The sequence below is a fragment of the Clostridium pabulibutyricum genome (genome assembly GCF_058242705.1).
Map to the genome: position 1 here is coordinate 1 of NZ_JBZAYZ010000022.1, position 21,521 is coordinate 21,521.

The following is a 21,521-nucleotide window of genomic DNA, read 5'->3' on the forward strand; positions in this document are numbered from 1 at the left end:
ATGTCAAAAGATTTAATTTATTCAATATCAAAAGATAGTCATAATGAAAAAAGTCTCAAGGAACTTTTAACGAAACATCCGGAGATAAAATTCGTATCAGCTGTAGGAGTTGACCTCTGCGGCAACAACACAGATGAAAAAATACCAATCAAAGTATTTTTAAGCGATATAGATGGTTTCCTTAAAGGTGCAGTACAGACAGACGGTTCTTCCATCATACTTCCTGGAATTGCAACTCTCGACGATGCGAAGGTTGATATGGTGCCTGATCTTGATGTCAACTGGTTTGTAGACTACAATAAAGACAACCTGGATGAAGCAACTGGAAAGCCTGTTGGAACCTTGAGAATTCCCTGCTTCCTGTACCACAATGGATCAGCAGTAGATTCAAGGTATGTGCTCAAACATTCAATAGAATATTTGAAATCAAATCTCACAGACCTTTTCAAAAAATACCCTGCTTCACTTTCCTCAATCGGAATAAAGATTGACGACATAGAGGATATCATAGGAACATCCGCAACAGAACTTGAATTCTGGGTAAGTACTCCAAACAACAAGACAGAAGTTGAGGACCTTTCAACTTCACAGGTTTTAAAGGAACAGTACTGGGCAAGAACAAAAGGTGCTGTAAAGACAGCTCTTGAACAATCCCTCGAGATAATGGAGATCTACGGATTTGAGCCTGAAATGGGACACAAGGAAGTCGGCGGAATCCAGGCCAAGATCGATGAAAACGGGAACTATGAAATAATGGAGCAGATGGAAGTTGACTGGAAATATTCAACATCAGTACAGTCAGTTGACAATGAAGCCTTCGTAAAGAATATAATAGAAGAAACTTTCAAGGAAAACGGACTCAATGTTACCTTCAAGGCAAAGCCTGTTGAGGGAATCGCAGGAAGCGGAGAACACACCCATATAGGGATAGCCCTTAAACTGAAAAATGGAAAAAGAGTAAATCTTTTCTCTTCGAAAAACAGCTTCCTAAGCATATTCGGATACGGATCAATCATGGGAATACTCAAGAACTATGAAGTATTGAATCCTTTTGTTTCATCAACTACAGATGCCTTGAGAAGATTGAAACCCGGCTTTGAAGCACCTGTATGTATAGTAACTTCAATAGGACGTTCGGTTGAAGTACCATCAAGGAACAGATCCGTACTCATAGGTGTTGTACGAGAAATGCAGAGTCCTCTTGCAACAAGATTCGAACTCCGTGCCCCAAATCCAGGAACAAATACTTACATTGCAGTAGGCGCACTCTACATAGCAATGGTTGACGGAATAGAATATGCAGTAAAGAACAACAAGTCTGAGGAAGACCTTTTGAAGGAACTTTCAAAGAAAAAGGGAGAATCTGCAGACTACTTTGACAAGGACAGAGAATACAGAAGTGAAATAGATGTATTTGAATGCTATTCCGATGAAGAAAGGGAAGACCTCTTTGGAAAGGCTCCAGCAACGGTATACGAAAACTTTGAAGCCCTCGACAAATATCCTGAGAAAAAAGCAGTACTTACAAAAGGCGGAGTTTTGAAAGAAAAATATATAGAAAGCTTCAAGACAGCTTATATAGAAAAATGGTTAATTGAACTGAGCCACAGAGTATTGAATCAGTATACAAAAGAAATAAGGAACGCAAAAATGCTTCACTCCATAGACAAAGCTCTTGATATAGACGTTGCAAACTGGATGAAGATAGACAACCTGAGACATGAACTTCTTAAGGATTCATACGACAAAAAGAGTCTCTTCACACAGATAAAAGAGGCTATAGATGCTGAAGATTACGGAACTGCATCAGATCTTCAGATAGACATAGAAAAGAAGATGTTCGATCTCAGAAATTTGTATTCCAACTACAAGAAAAACTTGCTCGACATATAACACCAGATAAAGAAGAACCACTGGAAATATTCTTTCCAGTGGTTCTTTTTTTCTATAGGAATGAGTCTCCCATCAAATACTCATCTACATACCTTGCTGTAATTCTTCCATCCTCGATTGCACGTACAACAAGTGACTGTCCCGTTCTCATATCGCCTGCAGAAAATACTCCTTCTACATTAGTCATATGTGAATCTGATGTAAGAACATTTCCCCTCTTATCAAACTCAACTGAAAGGTCATTCAAAAGTCCATTATGATCCGGATGCAGAAAACCCATTGCTATAAGAACAATATCCGCATCGATATAGAATTCACTTCCAGATACATCTTCCATTGACATCCTGCCGCCATTTTTGCTCCATTTTACCTCAGTGCAGTTAAGCCTTGTGAGTTTGCCATCCTTTCCTTCAAAAGATTTTGTTGAAATATTCCACATACGCTCACATCCTTCTTCATGTGATGTGGTCGTCTTTAATATCTTTGGATAAAGAGGCCATGGCATTGTTTCATCTCTTGAAACAGGAGGTTTTGGCATTATCTCAATCTGGCACACTTTTTTTGCTCCCTGCCTTATTGCAGTACCTATACAGTCAGATCCCGTGTCTCCGCCTCCAATTACAACTACGGATTTTCCTTTAGCTGTAACATTTTTTTTGCTGCCTGAAGTATCTGATGCCGCTCTATTCTGAGCTGACAGATAATCAACTGCAAAATAGATTCCTTCAAGTTGCCTTCCTTGCGCATCAAGATCTCTTGGAATTGTAGATCCACCTGTAAGTACAACAGCATCAAACTCATCCTTAAGCTGTTTGCTTGTTATATCCACTCCAACATTTACACCTGTTCTGAATTCAATTCCCTCTTCTTTCATGATTTTTATTCTTCTCTTTACTATGTTCTTTTCAAGCTTGAAGTCCGGTATGCCATATCTAAGCAATCCACCCGCCTCTTCATGTCTTTCAAATACAACAACTTCATGTCCAACAGAATTCAATTGTGCAGCAGTTGAAAGCCCTGAAGGGCCCGATCCTACTACTGCCACCTTTTTTCCTGTTCTGTTTCTTGGAAGTACAGGTTTTACCCAGCCTTCCTTAAACGCCTTTTCTATTATCATAAATTCCAATTCTCTTATGGATACAGGATTGTAATTTATGCCAAGCGTACAGGATGATTCACAAAGTGCAGGGCATATCCTTCCTGTAAATTCAGGAAAGTTATTGGTCATTCGTATTCTTTCATAAGCCTTTTTCCAATCGCCCCTATACGCAAGGTCATTCCAATCAGGAATCAAATTTCCAAGTGGACATCCCCAATTACAAAACGGGGTGCCACAATTCATACATCTGGCAGCTTGCTTTTCCATATCTTCTGCAGGAAGCGCTGTGTGAACTTCTCTATAATCTTTAACTCTGTCTTTAACCGGTCTAGTCTCAAAATCTCTTCGTTCAAACTCTTTGAATCCACCTAATTTTCCCATTTTATACACATCTCCTTTCGCTAAGATACCTTAACATTTTCTCTCTTTTTTTCAAGTATAAGCTTATATGCTGTAGGAATAATTTTCTTGAATTTAAGCTTGCATTTGTCCCAGTTGTTAAGTATATACTTAGCTTTAGAACTATCTGTATCTATAGAATGTTCATTTATAAGATCCAAAACAAGAGTCTCGTCTTCTTTGTCAAGTTCATTTATTTCCACCATATCCATATTGCAGTTCTTGTCAAAGGAATCCTTCTCGTCAAATACATAGGCTATTCCACCACTCATACCTGCCCCGAAGTTTCTTCCTGTCTTTCCAAGTACTACTATAACTCCACCAGTCATATATTCACAGCAATGATCTCCTACACCTTCAACTACAGCTGAAGCACCACTGTTTCTTACGCCAAATCTTTCTCCAGCCATTCCATTTACAAAAAGCTTTCCGCTGGTTGCACCATAAAGTATTGTATTTCCTGCGATAAAACTCTCCGATGCCTTGTAAGCTGCATCTGAAGGCGTTTCTATTATGATTTTTCCGCCGGAAAGTCCCTTTCCAACATAATCATTTGCATCTCCAACAAGTTTTAAAGTGAGACCTTTCATTCCAAAGGCTCCAAAACTTTGACCTGCAGATCCTTTGAAACTGAATTTTATAGTGTCCTCAGGGAGCCCCTGTCTTCCAAAGTTTTTTGCTATCTTTCCACTCAGCATGGCTCCTACACTTCTATCTACATTTTTTATTTCAAAATTTCCAACCACATTTTTTCTGTAATTTAATGCAGGTGCTGAAACTTCTATTAAAGTATGATCAAGTGCAGTACTTATTCCATGATCCTGGGATATAGTACAATATGGTTTTATCTTCTCAGGTACATCAGGTCTGTACAATATATTTGAAAAATCCAGTCCACGTGTTTTCAAATATTTTTCTTTTTCTTTGTCATCTAATTTTAATTTGTCCACTCTTCCTATCATTTCATTCATAGTTCTAAATCCAAGCTTAGCCATGTATTCCCTGACCTCTCTTGCTATGAATGTTAGGAAGTTTATTATATGCTCAGGTTTGCCCTTGAATTTTTGTCTGAGTTCGTCATCCTGGGTTGCAATACCCATTGAACACATGTTGCAGTGACAATTTCTAAGCAGTGTACATCCAAGCGTTACAAGTATTGAAGTTGCAAAGCCAAATTCCTCTGCTCCAAGCAGTGATGCAATAACTACATCTCTTCCTGTTTTAAGCTGTCCGTCTGTTTGAAGTCTTACCCTGCTTCTCAAATTATTTAAAAGAAGCACCTGATGAGTTTCAGAAAGACCTATTTCCCAAGGAGTACCTGCATATCTCATTGATGAGAGAGGTGATGCTCCTGTACCACCATCATGTCCGCTTATCAGTATTAAATCTGCATGAGCTTTTGCAACACCGGCTGCAATGACTCCAACACCAACTTCCGACACCAGCTTCACACTTATTTTGCTGTTTGGATTTACACTTTTTAAATCATATATAAGTTGTGCAAGATCTTCAATTGAATATATGTCATGATGAGGAGGAGGCGAAATAAGAGCTATTCCTGGAGTGGAATGTCTTACTTCGGCAATGTAATGGTCAACCTTTGGTCCTGGAAGGTGTCCTCCTTCACCAGGCTTAGCACCCTGTGCAACTTTTATCTGGATTTCATCGGCATTTATAAGATAATCTGTAGTTACACCAAATCTTGAAGATGCTACCTGTTTTATGGCACCTCTCCTGTTTTTTCCATCAGGTCCAACCTTAAATCTTCTATAATCCTCTCCGCCTTCACCCGAGTTGCTCTTTGCACCTATTTTATTCATTGCAATCGCTATGGTTTCATGTGCTTCTTTGCTAAGTGCACCAAGAGACATTGCTCCAGAGCAAAATCTTTTTATTATTTCACTTTCAGGTTCTACCTCGCTTATAGGTATTTCAGATTTTTCATCCATATTGAAATCAAACAAACTTCTGAGTGTACAGTGATGCCTGCTCTGATCATTTATAAGCCTCGAGTATTCCATATATTCATTGTAATCATTATTTCTTGAAGCAAGCTGCAGCTTGTGTATGGTCATAGGATTGAAAAGATGAAACTCACCTTCTTTTCTCCATGAATACAATCCTCCCACATCAAGAGCCAAAGATGGATTTCTAAATCTGTCAAAGGCTTTTTTATGTCTCATAAGGACTTCTTTTGCAACTACATCTATGCCTATTCCACCGATTGTAGTTGTAGTTCCCTTGAAATACTTATCTACAAATTCGCTGCTAAGTCCAAGAGCTTCAAATATCTGTGCACCATGATAACTTTGTATTGTGCATATTCCCATTTTGGAAAGTATTTTTAAAAGCCCTCCGCATACTGCCTTCTTGTAATTTTCAACTGCTGTTTCCTTTGAAATTCCTTTTATCATACCATCATCGGAAAGATATTCTATAGATCTGTATGCAAGATATGGACAAACAGCGCTTGCACCATATCCCATGAGAAGGGCAAAATGAGTTGTTTCCCTTGCCTCACCAGTTTCTATAATCAATGAAACCTTTGTTCTTGTTTTTTTCTTTATAAGATATTGATGAACTGCGGAAACCGCAAGAAGACTTGGTATGGCAGCTTCATATTCATCAACCTTTTTGTCACTAAGTACAATTATATTGTAACCTTCGTCAACCTTTTTCGACACTCTTTCGCATATTAATTTCAAGGCCTCCTTAAATCCAGTTATTCCACTATCATATTTGAATGTAATAGGTACAGTAGTTGTCTTGAAATCAGTATCACCCATCTTTTTTATTTTTGCCATTTCATCATCAGTAAGAATAGGTTTCTCAAGTTCTATGAAAGGACTTTCAATAGAACCCTTGCTAAGTATGTTGTTCTGCGGTCCTATATAATTCATAAGAGACATTACAATTCCTTCTCTTATAGGATCTATCGGTGGATTTGTAACCTGTGCAAAAAGCTGCCTGAAATATGAAAATAGAATTTGTGGTCTTTCAGACAAAACTGCAAGCGGTGTATCATTACCCATTGATCCCAAAGGTTCCTTCCCGTTTTCAGCCATATATTTAAGTATAACTTTCAAGTCTTCCATTGTATATCCAAAAGCCTGCTGATTTTCCTTGAGTCTCTCAGGCATGATCTTCTTATATTCTGAAATATCTGCAAAATCTTTAAGTGTCCTTTTGCTTTTCCTTATATATTCTTCATATGGTTTCTCTGTGCAGATCTCTTTTTTAAGTTCAATATCATCTATTATCTTTCCCTTTTTAGTATCTACAAGAAACATCTTTCCAGGGTTCAATCTACCTTTTTCAACTATTTCACCTGGATCGAATTCAAGTACGCCAAGTTCCGATGCCATTACAATCTGATCATCTTTTGTTATTACATATTTGGCAGGTCTCAAACCATTTCTGTCAAGAGTTGCACCAATTTGTACACCATCAGTAAAAAATACGGCAGCAGGTCCGTCCCATGGTTCTATAAGAGAGCCGTGATATTCATAAAATGCCTTCTTGTAGTCAGGCATTTCGGTATTCTTTTCCCATGCTTCAGGTATGAGCATCATCATTGAATGCGCAATATTTCTACCATCTGCTGTAAGAAGCTCGAACATATTGTCAAGGGAGGCAGAATCACTTACATTTGGTGTCATAATAGGGAACAATTTTTTTATGTCATTTCCAAATGTGCTTGACTTTAATATGCCCTCTCTTGCATTCATCCAGTTTCTATTTCCTCTTATTGTGTTTATTTCACCATTATGTGCAAGATACCTGAAAGGCTGTGCAAGATCCCAGGTAGGGAAAGTATTTGTACTAAATCTTTGATGGACGAGTGCTATGGCACTCTTGAAATTAACATCATTTAAATCCAAATAGTATCCTCTTATCTGATCTGCCAAAAGAAGCCCTTTATAAACTATTGTTCTACTTGAAAGGGAGCATATGTAAAAATACTCGGCATTTCTTTTGACAAGTTTTTTAACTTCATTTTCGGTCTTTTTTCTTATTACATAGAGCTTTCTTTCAAATTCAGCTTCATCACTCATGCAATTTTCGACAAATATTTGTCTTATTATAGGCTCTGTTCCCCTTGCCGTTTCTCCTATTGCCCTATCGTCTGTAGGAACATTTCGCCAATGCAGTATTTTTTGGCCTTCTTCTTTTACTATTCTCTCTAAAATTCCCTCGCATTGGTATCTAAGAGCAGGCTCCTTTGGTAAAAACACCATACCTACCGCATATTTGCCAGCTTTGGGAAGTATTATTCCCTGATTGTCACAACATATTCTAAAAAATTCATCTGGTATCTGCAAAAGTATTCCTGCACCATCACCAGTCTTAGGATCAGCACCAACAGCACCTCTATGTGTTAAATTAACAAGTACCCGGAGCCCTTTTTTTACTACATCATGGGACTTTTCTCCTTTAATATTGGCAACAAAACCAACTCCGCAATTATCTTTTTCAAAAACTGGATTATAAAGTCCCTGCTTTGGTGGTAATCCCCCAATTGATTTCATGTAATTTGCCCCCTTTAATTTTCGGTTTAGTTTAAATTATATATTTGTTTATGAAATTTTTCAATATAAAAGTTTCATTATTTTATTTATTTTTCAAAAAAACATATATATTTTATCATAAGATTATAAAATCATACCATTTTTTAAAGATATGAATATATTTATGCTCTATTTGAATGCTCCACAGTAAAAAATATCATAAAAAAGCTAGAAGTTCTGCTGACAAAACGCAAAGCCTCTAGCTTTTAATCAAATCTTAATATATGCTATTGTACATCAATTGACATTAGTATAGCTAGCTTAGCCATATTTAGAATTAAATTTTCCCCTTTAGTTACTACTATGACTTCATCTATATATTTTTTATCTCTGCTTTTTCTAAAGAAGGAAGCTACATTTCTTTTAAAAGGCATTGTTGAAAATTTATCAATAATACTTTCATTCTTTCCGCTAGAACGAAGCATTTTTGAAATTCTTTTTATTACCTCCAAAAGCTTATCATCAAGTTTTTCATCCGCTATTCCAAGTTTTTTAATTCTATCAAGAGTCAATAATATAATTGCCAAAATCTCGTCTTTATGACCTGCCCCTGTTTTATCATAATTACTGCATATAAACTTTACAGCCTTGTTGATTTGGTTGGAATAAATGTTTATATTTTCATCTCCTATTATAAAAGACAATAATGCCATTGAAGTAAGCCTTAATTTTTCATCAATCGTTTGATTTTCTATGTCCCTGAAAGAACCGTCTGCAAATTGGCTTTTTGCAATTATTTTCATTATCTTTTCTCTTGGATATTTCCTTTTTAAATATAAATTATCATTTTTAAAAATCTTTTTATAGAAAAATCCTTTCTTAATATCACTTCCTGCTTGCATACATGTGTTTTTGCCACAATTTTCCCATTTTACGCCAACTATATTTTTTATTTGAATGCCAATAACAGGCTCTTCCATAAGTTCCATCAACACAAAATCTGTTTCATTGCTCATTATTTTTTCTTTTTTTGAGAGTTCAACTATTTTCTCTCTTGTGACTTCTCTTTTGTTTTCCTCAACTGTTCTCATGGTATTTTCCATAGCTTCTATTTTCTTACCAACCCATACTTTTCTTATGAGATTGGCATTTTCTTCAATGTTAAAACTGTCTATGTCTATTTCCTTCAGGAATTCCCCTTTTCCAACCTTTCCGCTCAATACCACACAACCTGCCGCGTCTCCTTCAACCACTGCAAATATTGAAAATACTTCTCTATTATATATATAGTCTATAGTTCCCGGATATGTAGCATTAACTTTCAATTTTCCCCAATCAATCTTTACATCTTCTATTTTAGGACTCTTAATTCTGGTAAACTGTTTTAAAACAACATCTTCAATATTTTTACTTTCATCTATTACCTCATTTTTGCCAGTTCTCCCACCCGAAAATTTGTTTAAAAGATACGTGTCCGAAAATCTGCCAATACAAAAAGTATAAATATTATTGCAATTCATGTTGTTTCTTATATATTCAAGTGTAGCTTCCTCTCTCTCAACTCCGTGATCATTAAACAATAATATTATACTTTGTTCACTGGTTTCAGTCCGCAAATATTCGAAAGCCGAAAGCAAATCATTTTTTTTGCCTATACTCAAATTTTCTATCCATTCTGAAGCCGAATTCAAAGTTTCTTCTGTGTATTTTACCATTCCATTCCTTGAAAATACACTAACTTCATCACCTGTTGCAATTATATTGAACATATCTCCCATCAACATATTTCTAAGACACAACTGAATTGAATCCTTGACATGCTTTATCATATCATCTGAAGTTGACACATCAATAACAAATATATATTTTCTCTTTTTATCTGTCTCAAATTTATCAAGCTTTGGAATTAACCTGATGTATACTATTCCTTTTTTTCTGTTTCCATCAATACAGTTATATATCATGCCGTTTTCTTCAAGGGTCTGTTTTTCCTTCATTGTAAGTATAAAATCTTTACAAATAAGATCAATGCCACCCTGGGAACTTATCTTAGTTACAGAATTTCCTTCCCTGTACACATTTATTTTGTGATTTACAGATTTAAACTCAAGTTCTTCAAGAGATTCTACTATTATATTTGCTTTGAAAATAACATTATTACATTTAATTTTTTTTCCTTCTTGTAAATTCAAGTGTCTGTCATTGCTTTTAAAAGAATTATCATCAAAAATTCTAGGCTGCAGCATTGATGGAACAACAAGTTTAAAAACGCCTTCCTTGTACTTCAATTCATCCACATAAGAAAACTTTATTTTAACAGTTTCTCCCGAAAGTATTCTTCCTATTTTTATCCTAAATACATTAGATTCAAACTTCTCCATGGAAAATTCCCTGCAAATTCTCTTATTTGAATTTTCACATATATTTTTAATCTTCTTCTTATCCTCAATAACCGCCTTTAAAGTTTTTCCGCCTATTTCACATTCAAATCCCGATATAAAAGCTGTATCTGGAATAGGAAAAACATATAGTCCCTCTATATCCTCGCTTCCCGTATTTTTATAAATTTGTGTTATAAATATTTCTCCATATCCTGCACATATGTTTCCATTCACACTTGCATTTTTTAAAATTATACTTTCATTTAAATGTCTGTTTGGTTTTAAATAAGATGTATACATCGGCATGTCCTCCTCCGCGAACAAATTAATATAAATTTATTTTACAATTCTCATACAATGTTAAAACTCGTTTTGCTTCCCTCGGTTCCTGGAATTATTTCAAGCTTGGCATCTATTCTTTCCCTGAGCTCCGGTACGTGAGATATTATACCAACAAGTCTTCCACTGCTCTGAAGATCAACAAGGCATTGTATTGCACTGTCAAGAGATTCAGAATCAAGTGTTCCAAATCCTTCATCTATAAACATGGTATCCAGGCTTATTCCACCTGAATATGACTGAACTATATCCGCAAGTCCAAGAGAAAGTGACAACGCCGCTTTAAAGCTTTCACCACCGGACAGAGTTTTTACATGTCTGAATTTTCCTGTGTAATTATCATAGACTTGAAGATCAAGTCCTGCCTGTGCCCTTCCTTTTCCAGTTTCAGTTATCCTTCCAAGCTCATATCTTCCTCCACTCATCTTTCTAAATCTTATATTTGCAGCTTCAATAATATCCTCAAAAAATGAAGAAAGTACATATCTTTCAAAATTTATTCTTTCCCTGTTTGCTCCTTTACATACTCTGGATAATTCTCCTACTATGCTATATTTCTTTTCTTTTTCATATATCAATGAAAAAAGTTCATTGACTCTGGAACTTATAGACTTGTTTATTTTTATTTTTGCAGTTAGAGACGATCTTTTATTTTCAAAGTTACTTCTATCGTATTTTAAAACAACTATCTTTGATTCAAGTTCATCTGTATCTATAAGATCCTCATTCTTAATCTCGGACAAAAGTTTGCAAAATCTATCCTCTGCTGATTTGACCTCTGCATAATAAGAACTTATTTCCAAATCCAGATCATTTTCCTCGTCTGTAGAAATCTTTGCATTTTTATAATTTTCAAGGTTCTTAAATCCGAAGTTTGATATTCCATCTTTAAAAATCCCATGGGCTTCATCAAGTTTTCTTTTCATAATCTCCACATCTTTCTCAAGAGATATTCTGCTTGAACACATTGTATTGTAAGCTGATTTATACTCTACATAAGAATTTTGTGCCCTTTTAAAACTTTTTGCAGCCTCTTCATAATCAAATTCAAGTTTTTTTATGTCATTCTCCAATTTTTTTACAGACCCGAACTGCTCTGGTATGTCTTTTCTTATTTGTTCAAGCTTTCCCCTCATGCTTTCTATTTTTATAACATAATTGGAATATTTGTCATTGAGCTCTTGAAATAAAATCATTTCATTTTCATATAAATTTGACTTCCGTGCAAAATCGTCTTTTTGACTTTGAAAATTTTTCTGATCTTTCTCTATACTTTTTATATCTTTTTCAACACTTGTCAAACTATCTTTTAAAGATAGTTTTTTGTCCTTTACAATCTGAGAAAGTTCCACACCTTCCGCATCAGGCATACCTTCACCTGAAAGCTCCCTATATTCCTTTTTTATTCTTTCTATAAATATTTTCTTTTCCATACCTCTCGAACATATCTTGTTGAATTTCTCATTTGCCTTGTCAAACTTCTTTTCAAGCTCGTTTATAAGTTTTCTCTGAACTTCAATAGAATTTTCATATGAACAATTTTTGGAAATTACAGTCGGGCTTGGATGTTCTGTTGAACCACATACAGGGCATGGCTCTCCTTCTGAAAGCATCCCAGCAAAAAAAGAAGCCTGGCTCTTTAAAAACATGTCCTCCATCTGGTTAAGTTTTTGTTTTTGTTCATTTAAAAAAGTTTTTTCCTGTTTAACCTCACAAGAATACTTTTTATAACTGTCTCTCATCTTTATTATACTTTGGTTTTCGTTTTCAAGCTCTTCCAAAAGAAAATAAATTCTATCCAGTCTTTCGTGTTTTGTTTTTAATTTAACACTCTCTTCCTCGAAATTTCTGCAATGATCAATTTTTTCCCTGCTTATGTCAATATCTTTTTTAAGTGTTTTTATACGACTGTCCTTATTCTTCCATTCGAACTTTAATTTTTGAAATTCAGTGTTTGACACATCAAAAATTCTGCTCTGTTCTTTAAAATCTATAAGTTTACTTCGAACTCCCTTAAGGTTGGATATTTTTTCAACAACACTATTTCTATATTCCGAGTTTTTTTCTTCCCTGGAAAGTATTTCTTCAGCCTGCTTCAACCCTATTTCAGCTTCTTTCACATTTTCCAGGCATTTTTCAAGCTGCCTTTTCTTCAAATTTACGTCTTCATTTCTTGATAAATAGTTTTTTTCAATTGCCTCCAAATTAAAAGCCTTTCTTCCAAGAGAAAGTTTGTTCTCCCTTTTCTTTATATAATCAGCCTTATTCTTTAATAAACGAATTTGCTCCTGAACCTTAATCTTTTCCTTAACTTTCTTATTATTCTGCTGAGCTTCATATATTTGCTTTTGAATATTTTCTATTTTTGAGTAAAAGTCAGAGACCTTTTTATCCAATTTATCTTTAAGCTCCATATCCGAAGATATTTCATTTTGAAGAAGAGACACTATTTTATCAAAATTTTTATCTTGCTTTACTATTTCACTATAAAGCATGCTGTCATTTTCACATTGTATCTTGCTTATATTTTCAGCGCGTTTGTTGTCTAAAAGTTTTATATCACCCAATATGCTCCCCGCTGTATCAGACAGGGCAGACTCCAGTTTTCCATATATCTGGGTATTGAATATTTTTCTAAGTATTTTCTCTTTTTCCCTGCTGTCGGAAACGAGAAGCTGCCTGAATTCCCCCTGTGGAATCATGATTATCTGTTTGAACTGTTCATAACTTATGCCCATGATATCATCAATCTTTTTTTTTACATCCACAATCCCGCAGGTCAATTTGTAATCACCATTTTCACAAAATACCTTCAGTTCAGCATCACTCTTCTGTTCTGTAAATCCTTCTCCTCTTAACTTTGGTTTCATCTGCCTTGGTATTCTCTTAACAGAATATGCTCTGCCCTTCAGCTCGAAATAAAGCTGAACTGATGTTAAAACATCAGGATCCGCAAACTGGCTCCTTAAATTTTCTCCATCACGACCATCGCCGCTTGCCTCTCCATATATGGCATAACTTATTGCATCAAAAATGGTTGTTTTACCTGACCCCGTAGGACCTGTTATCAAAAATATATTCCTGTTTCCAAGCTTTCTAAAATCAACTGTTTCCCGCCCCGGATATGGTCCAAACGCTGTCATTTCAAGTTTAACCGGTTTCAATACAATCACCTGCCTCGTCTTTGATTTTTTCAAGTGCATCTGAAATTATACTTTTCTTGTCCTCTGTAAGTTCATTTCCTGTAACATAATTGTAAAATTCGCCAAAAAGCTCAAATATATTTCTATTTTTATATGACTTTTTTATACTTTGTGCATTTTCACTGTATTTGTTTTTTAAAGGTTCACGTACAAGCTTCATTACATTGGGATACACCGCTCTAATTTTGCTCATTGGCTCAACAATTTCTCCTTCATCTGTAAGATTTACACATACATAATCTTCGGTATCAGTATTTTTATATACATCCGGATTTAATATGTCATGAAGGTCTCCAGTCAATACCCGCATATTTCTTTTTACAGGTAGAGCTTTTTTTTCTATTTTTACATTCCCATCCCCATCCATGTCAACAATGCTTATAGATTTCCTCTGCCTTGCTTCAGAAAAAGAATATTTTAGAAGTGAACCTGAATATCGTATTTTGTCACTTCCTATTTTTTGCGGAGCATGAAGATGTCCAAGTGCAGTGTAGTCAAAGTCATTAAAAACCGAAGCATCTATGTACTCGCTTCCACCTATTGAAAGAGGCCTTTCGGAATCCGATGACATGCCTCCCATAACAAAACCATGAGCTATAATAATATTTCTCTCATTTGTACTCATTGAACTCCTTATTGAATTTGTAATTGCTCCCATCGCCTCATTGTGGCTGTGTATACTGTCATCTTGCATTAAATGCCTTACTTCTGCGGGCTCACAATACGGAATTGGATAGAAATTGACAACGCCGTATTCATCATTGATTTTTACGGGAATAACAGGTGTTTTGATTTTTCCATATATATATAATCCATTTTTTTTAAGTATCTCACTTGCAAATCCAACCCTGTCGCCGCTATCGTGATTTCCCGATATAATTATCACAGGTATTTTAAAGTCAATAAGTATCTTTGTAAGAACATGATCCAGAAGTTCTACTGCTTCAACTGGAGGTACCGACCTGTCATATACGTCTCCTGCAATGACAACAACATCCGGTTTTTCTGCTGAAACAAGCTCTATGAATTCATTTAATATATATGCCTGGTCTTCTATCATATGTACTTGATTTACAATTTTACCTATGTGCCAATCCGCCGTGTGAATTATCCTCAATGCAATCACCTCCAAGAAATAAAATGTTTATCTATACAATATATTATACACTCATAAAAATCAATATTTCACATCATTGCTTTAATATATAAAATTAATCAAAGTATGAATTATATGTATTGAATATAAGCATGACTTAGTTTATAATTATTGATGTGTTTGTTATTAGGTGATGGAGCTCGCCTTTAAATGCGTATGCTGATGGCCCCTGCTTTTTTCTAGGCAGGGGCATAATTTATACAAAAATATACTAGGAGGAATTTACTTATAATGAAAAAATACATACTTATAGCATTTGGAGGATTCTTTGGTGCTATCTTAAGAATACTTATTGAAGATTTAGATATAGAAAAATTCTATATTGGCATTATTCCCATAAAAACACTTTTTATAAACCTGACAGGAAGTTTTCTTCTTGCAGCTGTAAGCATTTATTTTGTTGAAAAAATGACACGGCATTTAAACATAAACCTCATGATTTGCACAGGTTTTTTTGGAGCCTATACCACATTTTCAACAGTATGTCGTGAATTTTGGATCATATCAAGCCAGCATTATTATATACAAGCCGTGTTTTACATATGTGTATCTATAGTTCTTGGACTATGCTCATCATTCGCCGGAATACATACCACAAGATTTATAATGAACAAAAATCACAAGGAGGTAATAAAATGAATATATTTCTAATAGGTATAGGTGGCTCAATGGGAAGTCTTGCAAGATACTCTCTCGGTCAATACATACAAAAACGTGTTGGAAAATATTTTCCAATAGGAACCCTTATTATAAATATAACAGGTGCTCTTATTCTTGGAATTTTAAGTGCAGCTAATTTAAACAGCCCGCTGCATTATTTTTTATGCGATGGCTTTGTCGGAGCTTATACAACTTTCTCAACATTCATGTTTGACAGTACAAAGCTTATAGAAGGGCACCAAAAATTAAACGCTCTTATATATATATCAATCAGCATTATAGTCGGAATATTATTTTACACAATAGGATATAACTTGATCGAATACTTCATATAAAACAAGCTTAGTTTACAGGAGCCTATCTATTATGCCTCCGCCGACTAAAGTATTTCCATTGTAAAACACTGCCGACTGTCCTCTTGTTATGGCTCTTTGGGGTTCTTTAAATTTAACTCTAACACTTCCATCATTGCATGGACTTATGATTGCTTCTTTTGGCTTTGCAGAATATCTTATTTTGCACTGTACATTCATGCTATCTGATAGAACTTCAAAGGGCATAAAATTTACATCCTTGATTATAAATTCATCTTTAAACAAATCTTCTTCATCACCAAGTATAACAGTGTTTTTTACAGGGTCTATGTCTATAACGTATTTTGGCACTCCAAATGAAATACCGAGTCCTTTTCTCTGTCCTATAGTATAGTAGAATATTCCCTTATGCTTTCCAAGTACTCTATTTTTCTTGTCTACAAAATTTCCTGAACACGCCTTTCCAGAAGACTGTCTTACTATGTATTCACCATGATTGTTGTCAGGTATAAAACATATTTCCTCGCTGTCTTTTTTATCATGAACCGCTAGGCCTATTTGTTTTGCAATTTCCCTTATTTTCGTCTTTTCATAAATACCACAGGGCATAAGCGTATGCGAAAGCTGATATTGATTTAAACTGTATAGTGCATATGTCTGATCTTTCCTGTCATCTTTTGATTTTTTAAGTACATATCTGTCATTTTCTCTTTCCACCGTAGCATAATGACCCGTAGCAACATAATCTGCTCCAAGGCTTGTTGCTTTTTTCAAAAGCTCATCAAATTTTATAAACTTATTGCATGCAATACATGGGTTTGGTGTCCTTCCTTTCATATACTCACCTATAAAATAGTCTATGACACTTTTTCTGAATTCACGTTTGAAATTTAAAACATAGTATGGTATTCCAAGATCATAGGCAACCATTCTTGCATCATCAACTGCAGTAAGTGAACAGCATCCGCTTTCCATGCCCTCGTAATATTCATCATCCTGCCATACCTGCATAGTAACTCCTATAACATCATATCCCTGCTCTTTTAAAAGATATGCCGCGACGGAACTGTCAACTCCGCCGCTCATACCTATTACTACTTTTTTATTCATATTATCACCTGTTCTAGTTTTTTATAGTATTTTATCTTCCGTATTGTTTTTTCTCAGGCCTTCTACAGCCTCTGACACTTTTTCTATTACAAAATTAACATCCGCTTCAGTAGTTCCTGCTCCAATTGTAAGTCTAAGAGCGCTTTTTGCCATTTTAGGTTCAAGACCTATTGCAGACAATACATGGGATGGTTCCATTGCACCTGCAGAACATGCACTCCCACTGGATGCAAATATGCCAATGTTGTCAAGTACTACAAGAAGTATATCTCCATCAATTCCACTAAAAGAAATATTTATATTTCCAGGAAGTCTGTTTTGTCTCGGACCATTGAGTTTACTTCCTCTAATTTTCAAAAGTCCATCAATAAGTTTGTCTCTCAACATCTCAAGACGTTTTGTTTCATTTTCCATATCATTACATGCAATTTCCACCGCATGTGCCATTCCAACTATTCCAGGAACATTTTCAGTACCTGCCCTCTTTCCTCTTTCCTGACCTCCACCATGAATTAGATTATCTATATTGATGCCTTTTTTTATATAAAGTGCGCCCATTCCCTTTGGACCATAGAACTTATGGGATGACATGGAAAGCAGGTCTATATTCATCTTTTTAACGTCAATTGGCACATGGGTTATAGCCTGAACTGCATCTGTATGAAAAAGTATATCCTTATCTTTTAAGAAATCTCCTATCTTCTCTATAGGTTCTACAGTACCTATTTCATTGTTTGCGAACATCACAGATACCAAAATGGTATCCTCCCTTATGCTGTTTTTAAGCTCATCCATATCAATAAATCCTTCGCTGTCAACTTCAAGATAGGTTATATCAAATCCAAGTTTTTCAAGATACCTGCACGTATTTAAAATTGCATGATGTTCAATGGATGTGGTAATTATATGCTTGCCTTTCTTCATGTTTGCAAAAGCAACACCTTTCAGCGCCCAGTTATCAGATTCCGAACCGCCATTTGTAAAAAATATCTCATCCCGTCTTGAATTTATCGCCCTGGCTATTTTCTCCCTGCTCTTATTTATAACAGCAGCATTCTTTCGTGATATATAATAAATTGATGAAGGATTACCGAAATATTCACTAAAATAAGGATTCATAGCAGCAGCCACTTCAGGTTTCACAAAAGTAGTTGCAGCATAATCCATATATATTTCTCTTTCCATACATACCGCCCCTGTAATTAGATACCTCTGATAAATTCAGAGTAATCTACTATGATTTAGTAATGTTACATTTTATTTTATTTTTTAATACTGGATTTGTCAAATTGTATGCGACTCAAAACTACAAGTCTACTATACATAATATGTATATACTATATTATGGGTTAAATATTTTTCACAAATGAAATATAAATAGCTGGAGAATGTTGTTTGGCTCTCCAGCTATTTTTTATAACACTTTATTTAAATTTCAAGCTTGTTTCCACGATTCAGAGCCGTAAGTCCTGTCCTTATGCTCTCCTTTATACCATAAGGTTTCATAAGTTCAATAAATGCAGATATTTTCTCTTCATCACCGGTTACTTCAATTGTCATGCTGTTTTCATTCATATCAACTATATTTCCTCTGAATGTATTTGCAATCTGCATTATAATAAGTTTGTTTCCCGAATCTGCCGAAACCTTAACAAGCGACAATTCTCTATATACGGAATGACCTTGTGTGCTGAGATCAACAACTTTTATTACTTCTATCAACTTATTAAGCTGTTTATTTATTTGCTCAAACATATAGTCGTTTCCAATAGATACAATTGTCATTCTTGATATTTCAGGATCTTCTGTAATTCCTACAGTAAGGCTGTGGATATTATATCCTCTCCTGCTAAAAAGCCCTGCAACCTTGCTTAAAACTCCAGAATGATTTTCAACCAGTACGGATATTACATATTTTTTTATACCTATCACTCCCTGCTAAAAAGTAGTTTCATAAGAGTCAATCATACATTCTATCAAAACTGGTTCATCTGAATCAACTGACTGTTTAAAGATTTCTCGGAAATCATGATCCGAATCAACTCTAAGCGCTTTTATATTATAGGATTGTGCAAGTTTTACAAAATCCGGGTTGAACTTGAAATTCACTCCGAATTCACTGAGCGATTCCTTTTTTTGAATTTCCCTTACCATTCCCAATCCGGAATTATTAAACAACACTATTACAATTTTCAAATTGTATTCTGAAATTGTAGCAAGCTCAAAAATACTCATTTGAAAACCACCATCACCTATAAAAGCAACAACCTTTTTTTCGGGATTTCCTATTTTCACTCCTATAGCAGCAGGCAGAGAATATCCCATGGCCCCAAGTCCTCCAGAAGTAAGAAATTTCTTGTTTCCTGTAATTTTATATCCACGTGCACACCATATCTGATTCTGTCCCACATCTGCCGTTACGATACTGCAGTCATCTAAAACTGATGAAACTGTTTTTAAAACATACCTTGGATCAAGCTTTCCCGCAAACTCTCTCAGACCTTTATGATTCGAATCATAACCTTTTAATTCACGGATCCAGTTTTGCGTATCAAGTACAGGTATTTTTTCTATTAACTTTTTTAATATGTTTTTCAAATCACCTACTACTGGAATATTTGTTGAAATGTTTTTTCCTATTTCAGCTGGATCTATATCTACATGAATTATATCTGCATTTTTTGCAAAATTCTTAAGTCCACATGTTGTCCTGTCTGTGGCCCTGGCACCGAGCAGTATTAAAACATCTGCATTTTCCACAGCCTTATTTGCATAATCGAATCCATGTGTTCCAATCATCCCTATATAATATTTACTGTCTTCATCAATACTGCCTTTTCCCATAAGAGTATTGACAACCGGTATCCCGGATGCATCAACAAATCTTCTGAATTCATCCTGTGCTCCGGCAAGAATTATTCCTCCACCTGCACAGATTACAGGTTTCTTGCTTTTTTCAAGCCTGTTTACTATTTTCATTATCTGCCCGTCATGTCCTTCGACAGTAGGTTTATATCCTCTTATATTCACTGTATCAGGATATTTGAATTCAATTTCCTTTTCCATAACATCAATAGGTATATCCACAAGCACAGGTCCCTTTCTCCCTGTATTTGCTATATAAAATGCCTCTTTTAAAATCTTTGGCAGTGAATCAGGATCTTTTATAAGAAAATTATATTTAGTAAATGACTCCGTTGCACCTGTAATATCAAATTCTTGAAAAACATCTCTTCCTATTAAATTGGATTTAACCTGTCCTGTAATTATTACAAGAGGTATGGAATCCATATATGCACCAGCAATAGAAGTAATCAAATTAGTTGCACCAGGTCCCGAGGTAACAATACACACTCCAACCTTTCCTGTGGACCTAGCATATCCACTGGCACAGTTGCCGGCAGACTGCTCCTGTCTTACCAATATGTGCCTTATAGTTGACCTGCTTAAAGCTTCATATATAGGAACTACTGCAGCGCCGGGATACCCAAATACCGTATTTACTTTTTCTTCTTTCAAACATTGGATAAGTGCTTCGGCAGCTTTCATATTTATCTCTCCTCATAACAAAAATAATTTTGTCAATCAAGCATAATAACATATCAACTGAAATTTTGCATAAAAAAAACAGCCTTTCCCATGGGGCGAGAAATCTGTTCGCGGTACCACCCAAATTTGTTACTTTAACTTATAACGATTAACACGGCTAGGCCTATTCTAAATTAATTTCAGCCTGCGGCTCAAGGGTGAGCTTCAGTATAAATACATACAGGTTTTCCACCATGCCCTGCTCTCTTTAAAATATTAAATACCTAATTGTCCCTTTCAAAGCCTTTCAATACACTATTTAATTTACACACTAACACACACTAAATATTTGTAAATTTAAAACAATTAAAAATGAGTATAAAAAAACAGCCTTTCTCATGAGGCGAGAAATCTGTTCGCGGTACCACTCAAATTTATTACTTTATATTTATAACGATTCACACGGCTCAGCCTACTTTAAATTAATTTCAGCCTGCAACTCAAGGGTGAGTTCAACACAGAACATCTGCGAAATTGCACCTAACTTCCGCTCTCTTTGAAATGCCAAATGTATTTATTAATCCCTCTCATAGTCTTTATTCTTTAAATTATATTTAGTATAATATAGATAGTTACTTATGTCAATATTTATTTAAAATTATTCTTATTAATATGAACGAAAGATGATAATGTCTTAGTATACCAAAGTTGATTATGTCCCAAAAAGCAAATTTATAATATAATAAACCTCATGACAAAGAAATGAGGTGGACATGATTAGAAAGGTATATTTAAAAATGAATGAAGAATTAAAATATAAAGTTATTAAGAAGTTAATAGATAGTAATGGTAACAAGCAGAGAGCTGCAATTGAGTTAGGCTGCACTGTTAGACATATAAACAGAATGATTAAGGGATATAAGGAAAAAGG

General features: G+C 35.0%; 12 protein-coding genes, 1 riboswitch and 2 other annotated features. Of the genes, 3 read left to right on the top strand and 9 right to left on the bottom strand.

The window, feature by feature from the left end:
• The coding region (locus AC4CVH_RS15590) for a glutamine synthetase (protein ID WP_490788289.1) at positions 1-1,893 on the top strand (1,893 nt) is incomplete at its 5' end.
• 52 nt (positions 1,894-1,945) lie between these two features.
• On the opposite strand, the gene AC4CVH_RS15595 is transcribed toward AC4CVH_RS15590, so the two are convergent.
• The 5 genes from AC4CVH_RS15595 to AC4CVH_RS15615 all read right to left on the bottom strand — a co-directional run bounded on the left by AC4CVH_RS15595 (position 1,946) and on the right by AC4CVH_RS15615 (position 14,939).
• Positions 1,946-3,373, bottom strand: coding sequence for a glutamate synthase subunit beta (locus tag AC4CVH_RS15595; protein ID WP_490788652.1), 1,428 nt, complete (start codon positions 3,371-3,373; stop codon positions 1,946-1,948).
• A 20-nt stretch (positions 3,374-3,393) separates the two neighbouring features.
• The gene (gene gltB, locus AC4CVH_RS15600) at positions 3,394-7,920 is read right to left on the bottom strand and encodes a glutamate synthase large subunit (RefSeq protein ID WP_490788653.1); all 4,527 of its coding nucleotides are present in this window, start codon (positions 7,918-7,920) and stop codon (positions 3,394-3,396) included.
• Positions 7,921-8,186: 266 nt separating this feature from the next.
• The gene (locus tag AC4CVH_RS15605; protein ID WP_490788654.1) at positions 8,187-10,580 is read right to left on the bottom strand and encodes a VIT and vWA domain-containing protein; all 2,394 of its coding nucleotides are present in this window, start codon (positions 10,578-10,580) and stop codon (positions 8,187-8,189) included.
• A gap of 50 nt (positions 10,581-10,630) precedes the next feature.
• Positions 10,631-13,783, bottom strand: a complete 3,153-nt coding sequence (locus AC4CVH_RS15610; protein WP_490788655.1) for an AAA family ATPase — start codon at positions 13,781-13,783, stop codon at positions 10,631-10,633.
• Positions 13,770-14,939, bottom strand: a complete 1,170-nt coding sequence (locus AC4CVH_RS15615; RefSeq protein ID WP_490788656.1) for an exonuclease SbcCD subunit D — start codon at positions 14,937-14,939, stop codon at positions 13,770-13,772. Before AC4CVH_RS15615 ends, AC4CVH_RS15610 begins: the two co-directional genes overlap by 14 nt.
• A gap of 159 nt (positions 14,940-15,098) precedes the next feature.
• A riboswitch (Fluoride riboswitch) is annotated at positions 15,099-15,157 on the top strand.
• A gap of 52 nt (positions 15,158-15,209) precedes the next feature.
• On the opposite strand from AC4CVH_RS15615, the gene AC4CVH_RS15620 reads away from it, so the two are divergent.
• Complete coding sequence (locus AC4CVH_RS15620) at positions 15,210-15,617, top strand: fluoride efflux transporter FluC (protein ID WP_490788657.1); 408 nt, start codon at positions 15,210-15,212, stop codon at positions 15,615-15,617.
• On the top strand, positions 15,614-15,973 hold the full coding sequence (gene crcB / locus AC4CVH_RS15625; protein ID WP_490788658.1) for a fluoride efflux transporter CrcB: 360 nt from the start codon (positions 15,614-15,616) through the stop codon (positions 15,971-15,973). Before AC4CVH_RS15620 ends, crcB begins: the two co-directional genes overlap by 4 nt.
• Before the next feature lie 12 nt (positions 15,974-15,985).
• Here crcB and mnmA read toward each other — a convergent pair whose 3' ends face one another.
• From mnmA to ilvB, 4 genes are all read right to left on the bottom strand, one after another.
• Positions 15,986-17,062, bottom strand: coding sequence for a tRNA 2-thiouridine(34) synthase MnmA (gene mnmA, locus AC4CVH_RS15630; protein WP_490788659.1), 1,077 nt, complete (start codon positions 17,060-17,062; stop codon positions 15,986-15,988).
• A 21-nt stretch (positions 17,063-17,083) separates the two neighbouring features.
• Positions 17,084-18,247, bottom strand: a complete 1,164-nt coding sequence (nifS, locus tag AC4CVH_RS15635) for a cysteine desulfurase NifS (RefSeq protein ID WP_490788660.1) — start codon at positions 18,245-18,247, stop codon at positions 17,084-17,086.
• A 243-nt stretch (positions 18,248-18,490) separates the two neighbouring features.
• Positions 18,491-18,985, bottom strand: coding sequence for an acetolactate synthase small subunit (gene ilvN, locus AC4CVH_RS15640; protein ID WP_490788662.1), 495 nt, complete (start codon positions 18,983-18,985; stop codon positions 18,491-18,493).
• 15 nt (positions 18,986-19,000) lie between these two features.
• Positions 19,001-20,611, bottom strand: coding sequence for a biosynthetic-type acetolactate synthase large subunit (gene ilvB / locus AC4CVH_RS15645; protein WP_490788661.1), 1,611 nt, complete (start codon positions 20,609-20,611; stop codon positions 19,001-19,003).
• An 88-nt stretch (positions 20,612-20,699) separates the two neighbouring features.
• Positions 20,700-20,900, bottom strand: a binding site (T-box leader).
• Positions 20,901-20,986: 86 nt separating this feature from the next.
• Positions 20,987-21,190: a binding site (T-box leader), on the bottom strand.
• Positions 21,191-21,521: the final 331 nt, after the last annotated feature.

Excerpts from the sequence above, each read along its gene's own strand:
- AC4CVH_RS15595 (WP_490788652.1), bottom strand. The coding sequence starts at position 3,373 with ATGGGAAAATTAGGTGGATTCAAAGAGTTTGAACGAAGAGATTTTGAG.
- gltB (WP_490788653.1), bottom strand. The coding sequence starts at position 7,920 with ATGAAATCAATTGGGGGATTACCACCAAAGCAGGGACTTTATAATCCA.
- AC4CVH_RS15605 (WP_490788654.1), bottom strand. The coding sequence starts at position 10,580 with ATGTATACATCTTATTTAAAACCAAACAGACATTTAAATGAAAGTATA.
- AC4CVH_RS15620 (WP_490788657.1), top strand. The coding sequence starts at position 15,210 with ATGAAAAAATACATACTTATAGCATTTGGAGGATTCTTTGGTGCTATC.
- crcB (WP_490788658.1), top strand. The coding sequence starts at position 15,614 with ATGAATATATTTCTAATAGGTATAGGTGGCTCAATGGGAAGTCTTGCA.
- mnmA (WP_490788659.1), bottom strand. The coding sequence starts at position 17,062 with ATGAATAAAAAAGTAGTAATAGGTATGAGCGGCGGAGTTGACAGTTCC.
- nifS (WP_490788660.1), bottom strand. The coding sequence starts at position 18,247 with ATGGAAAGAGAAATATATATGGATTATGCTGCAACTACTTTTGTGAAA.
- ilvB (WP_490788661.1), bottom strand. The coding sequence starts at position 20,611 with ATGAAAGCTGCCGAAGCACTTATCCAATGTTTGAAAGAAGAAAAAGTA.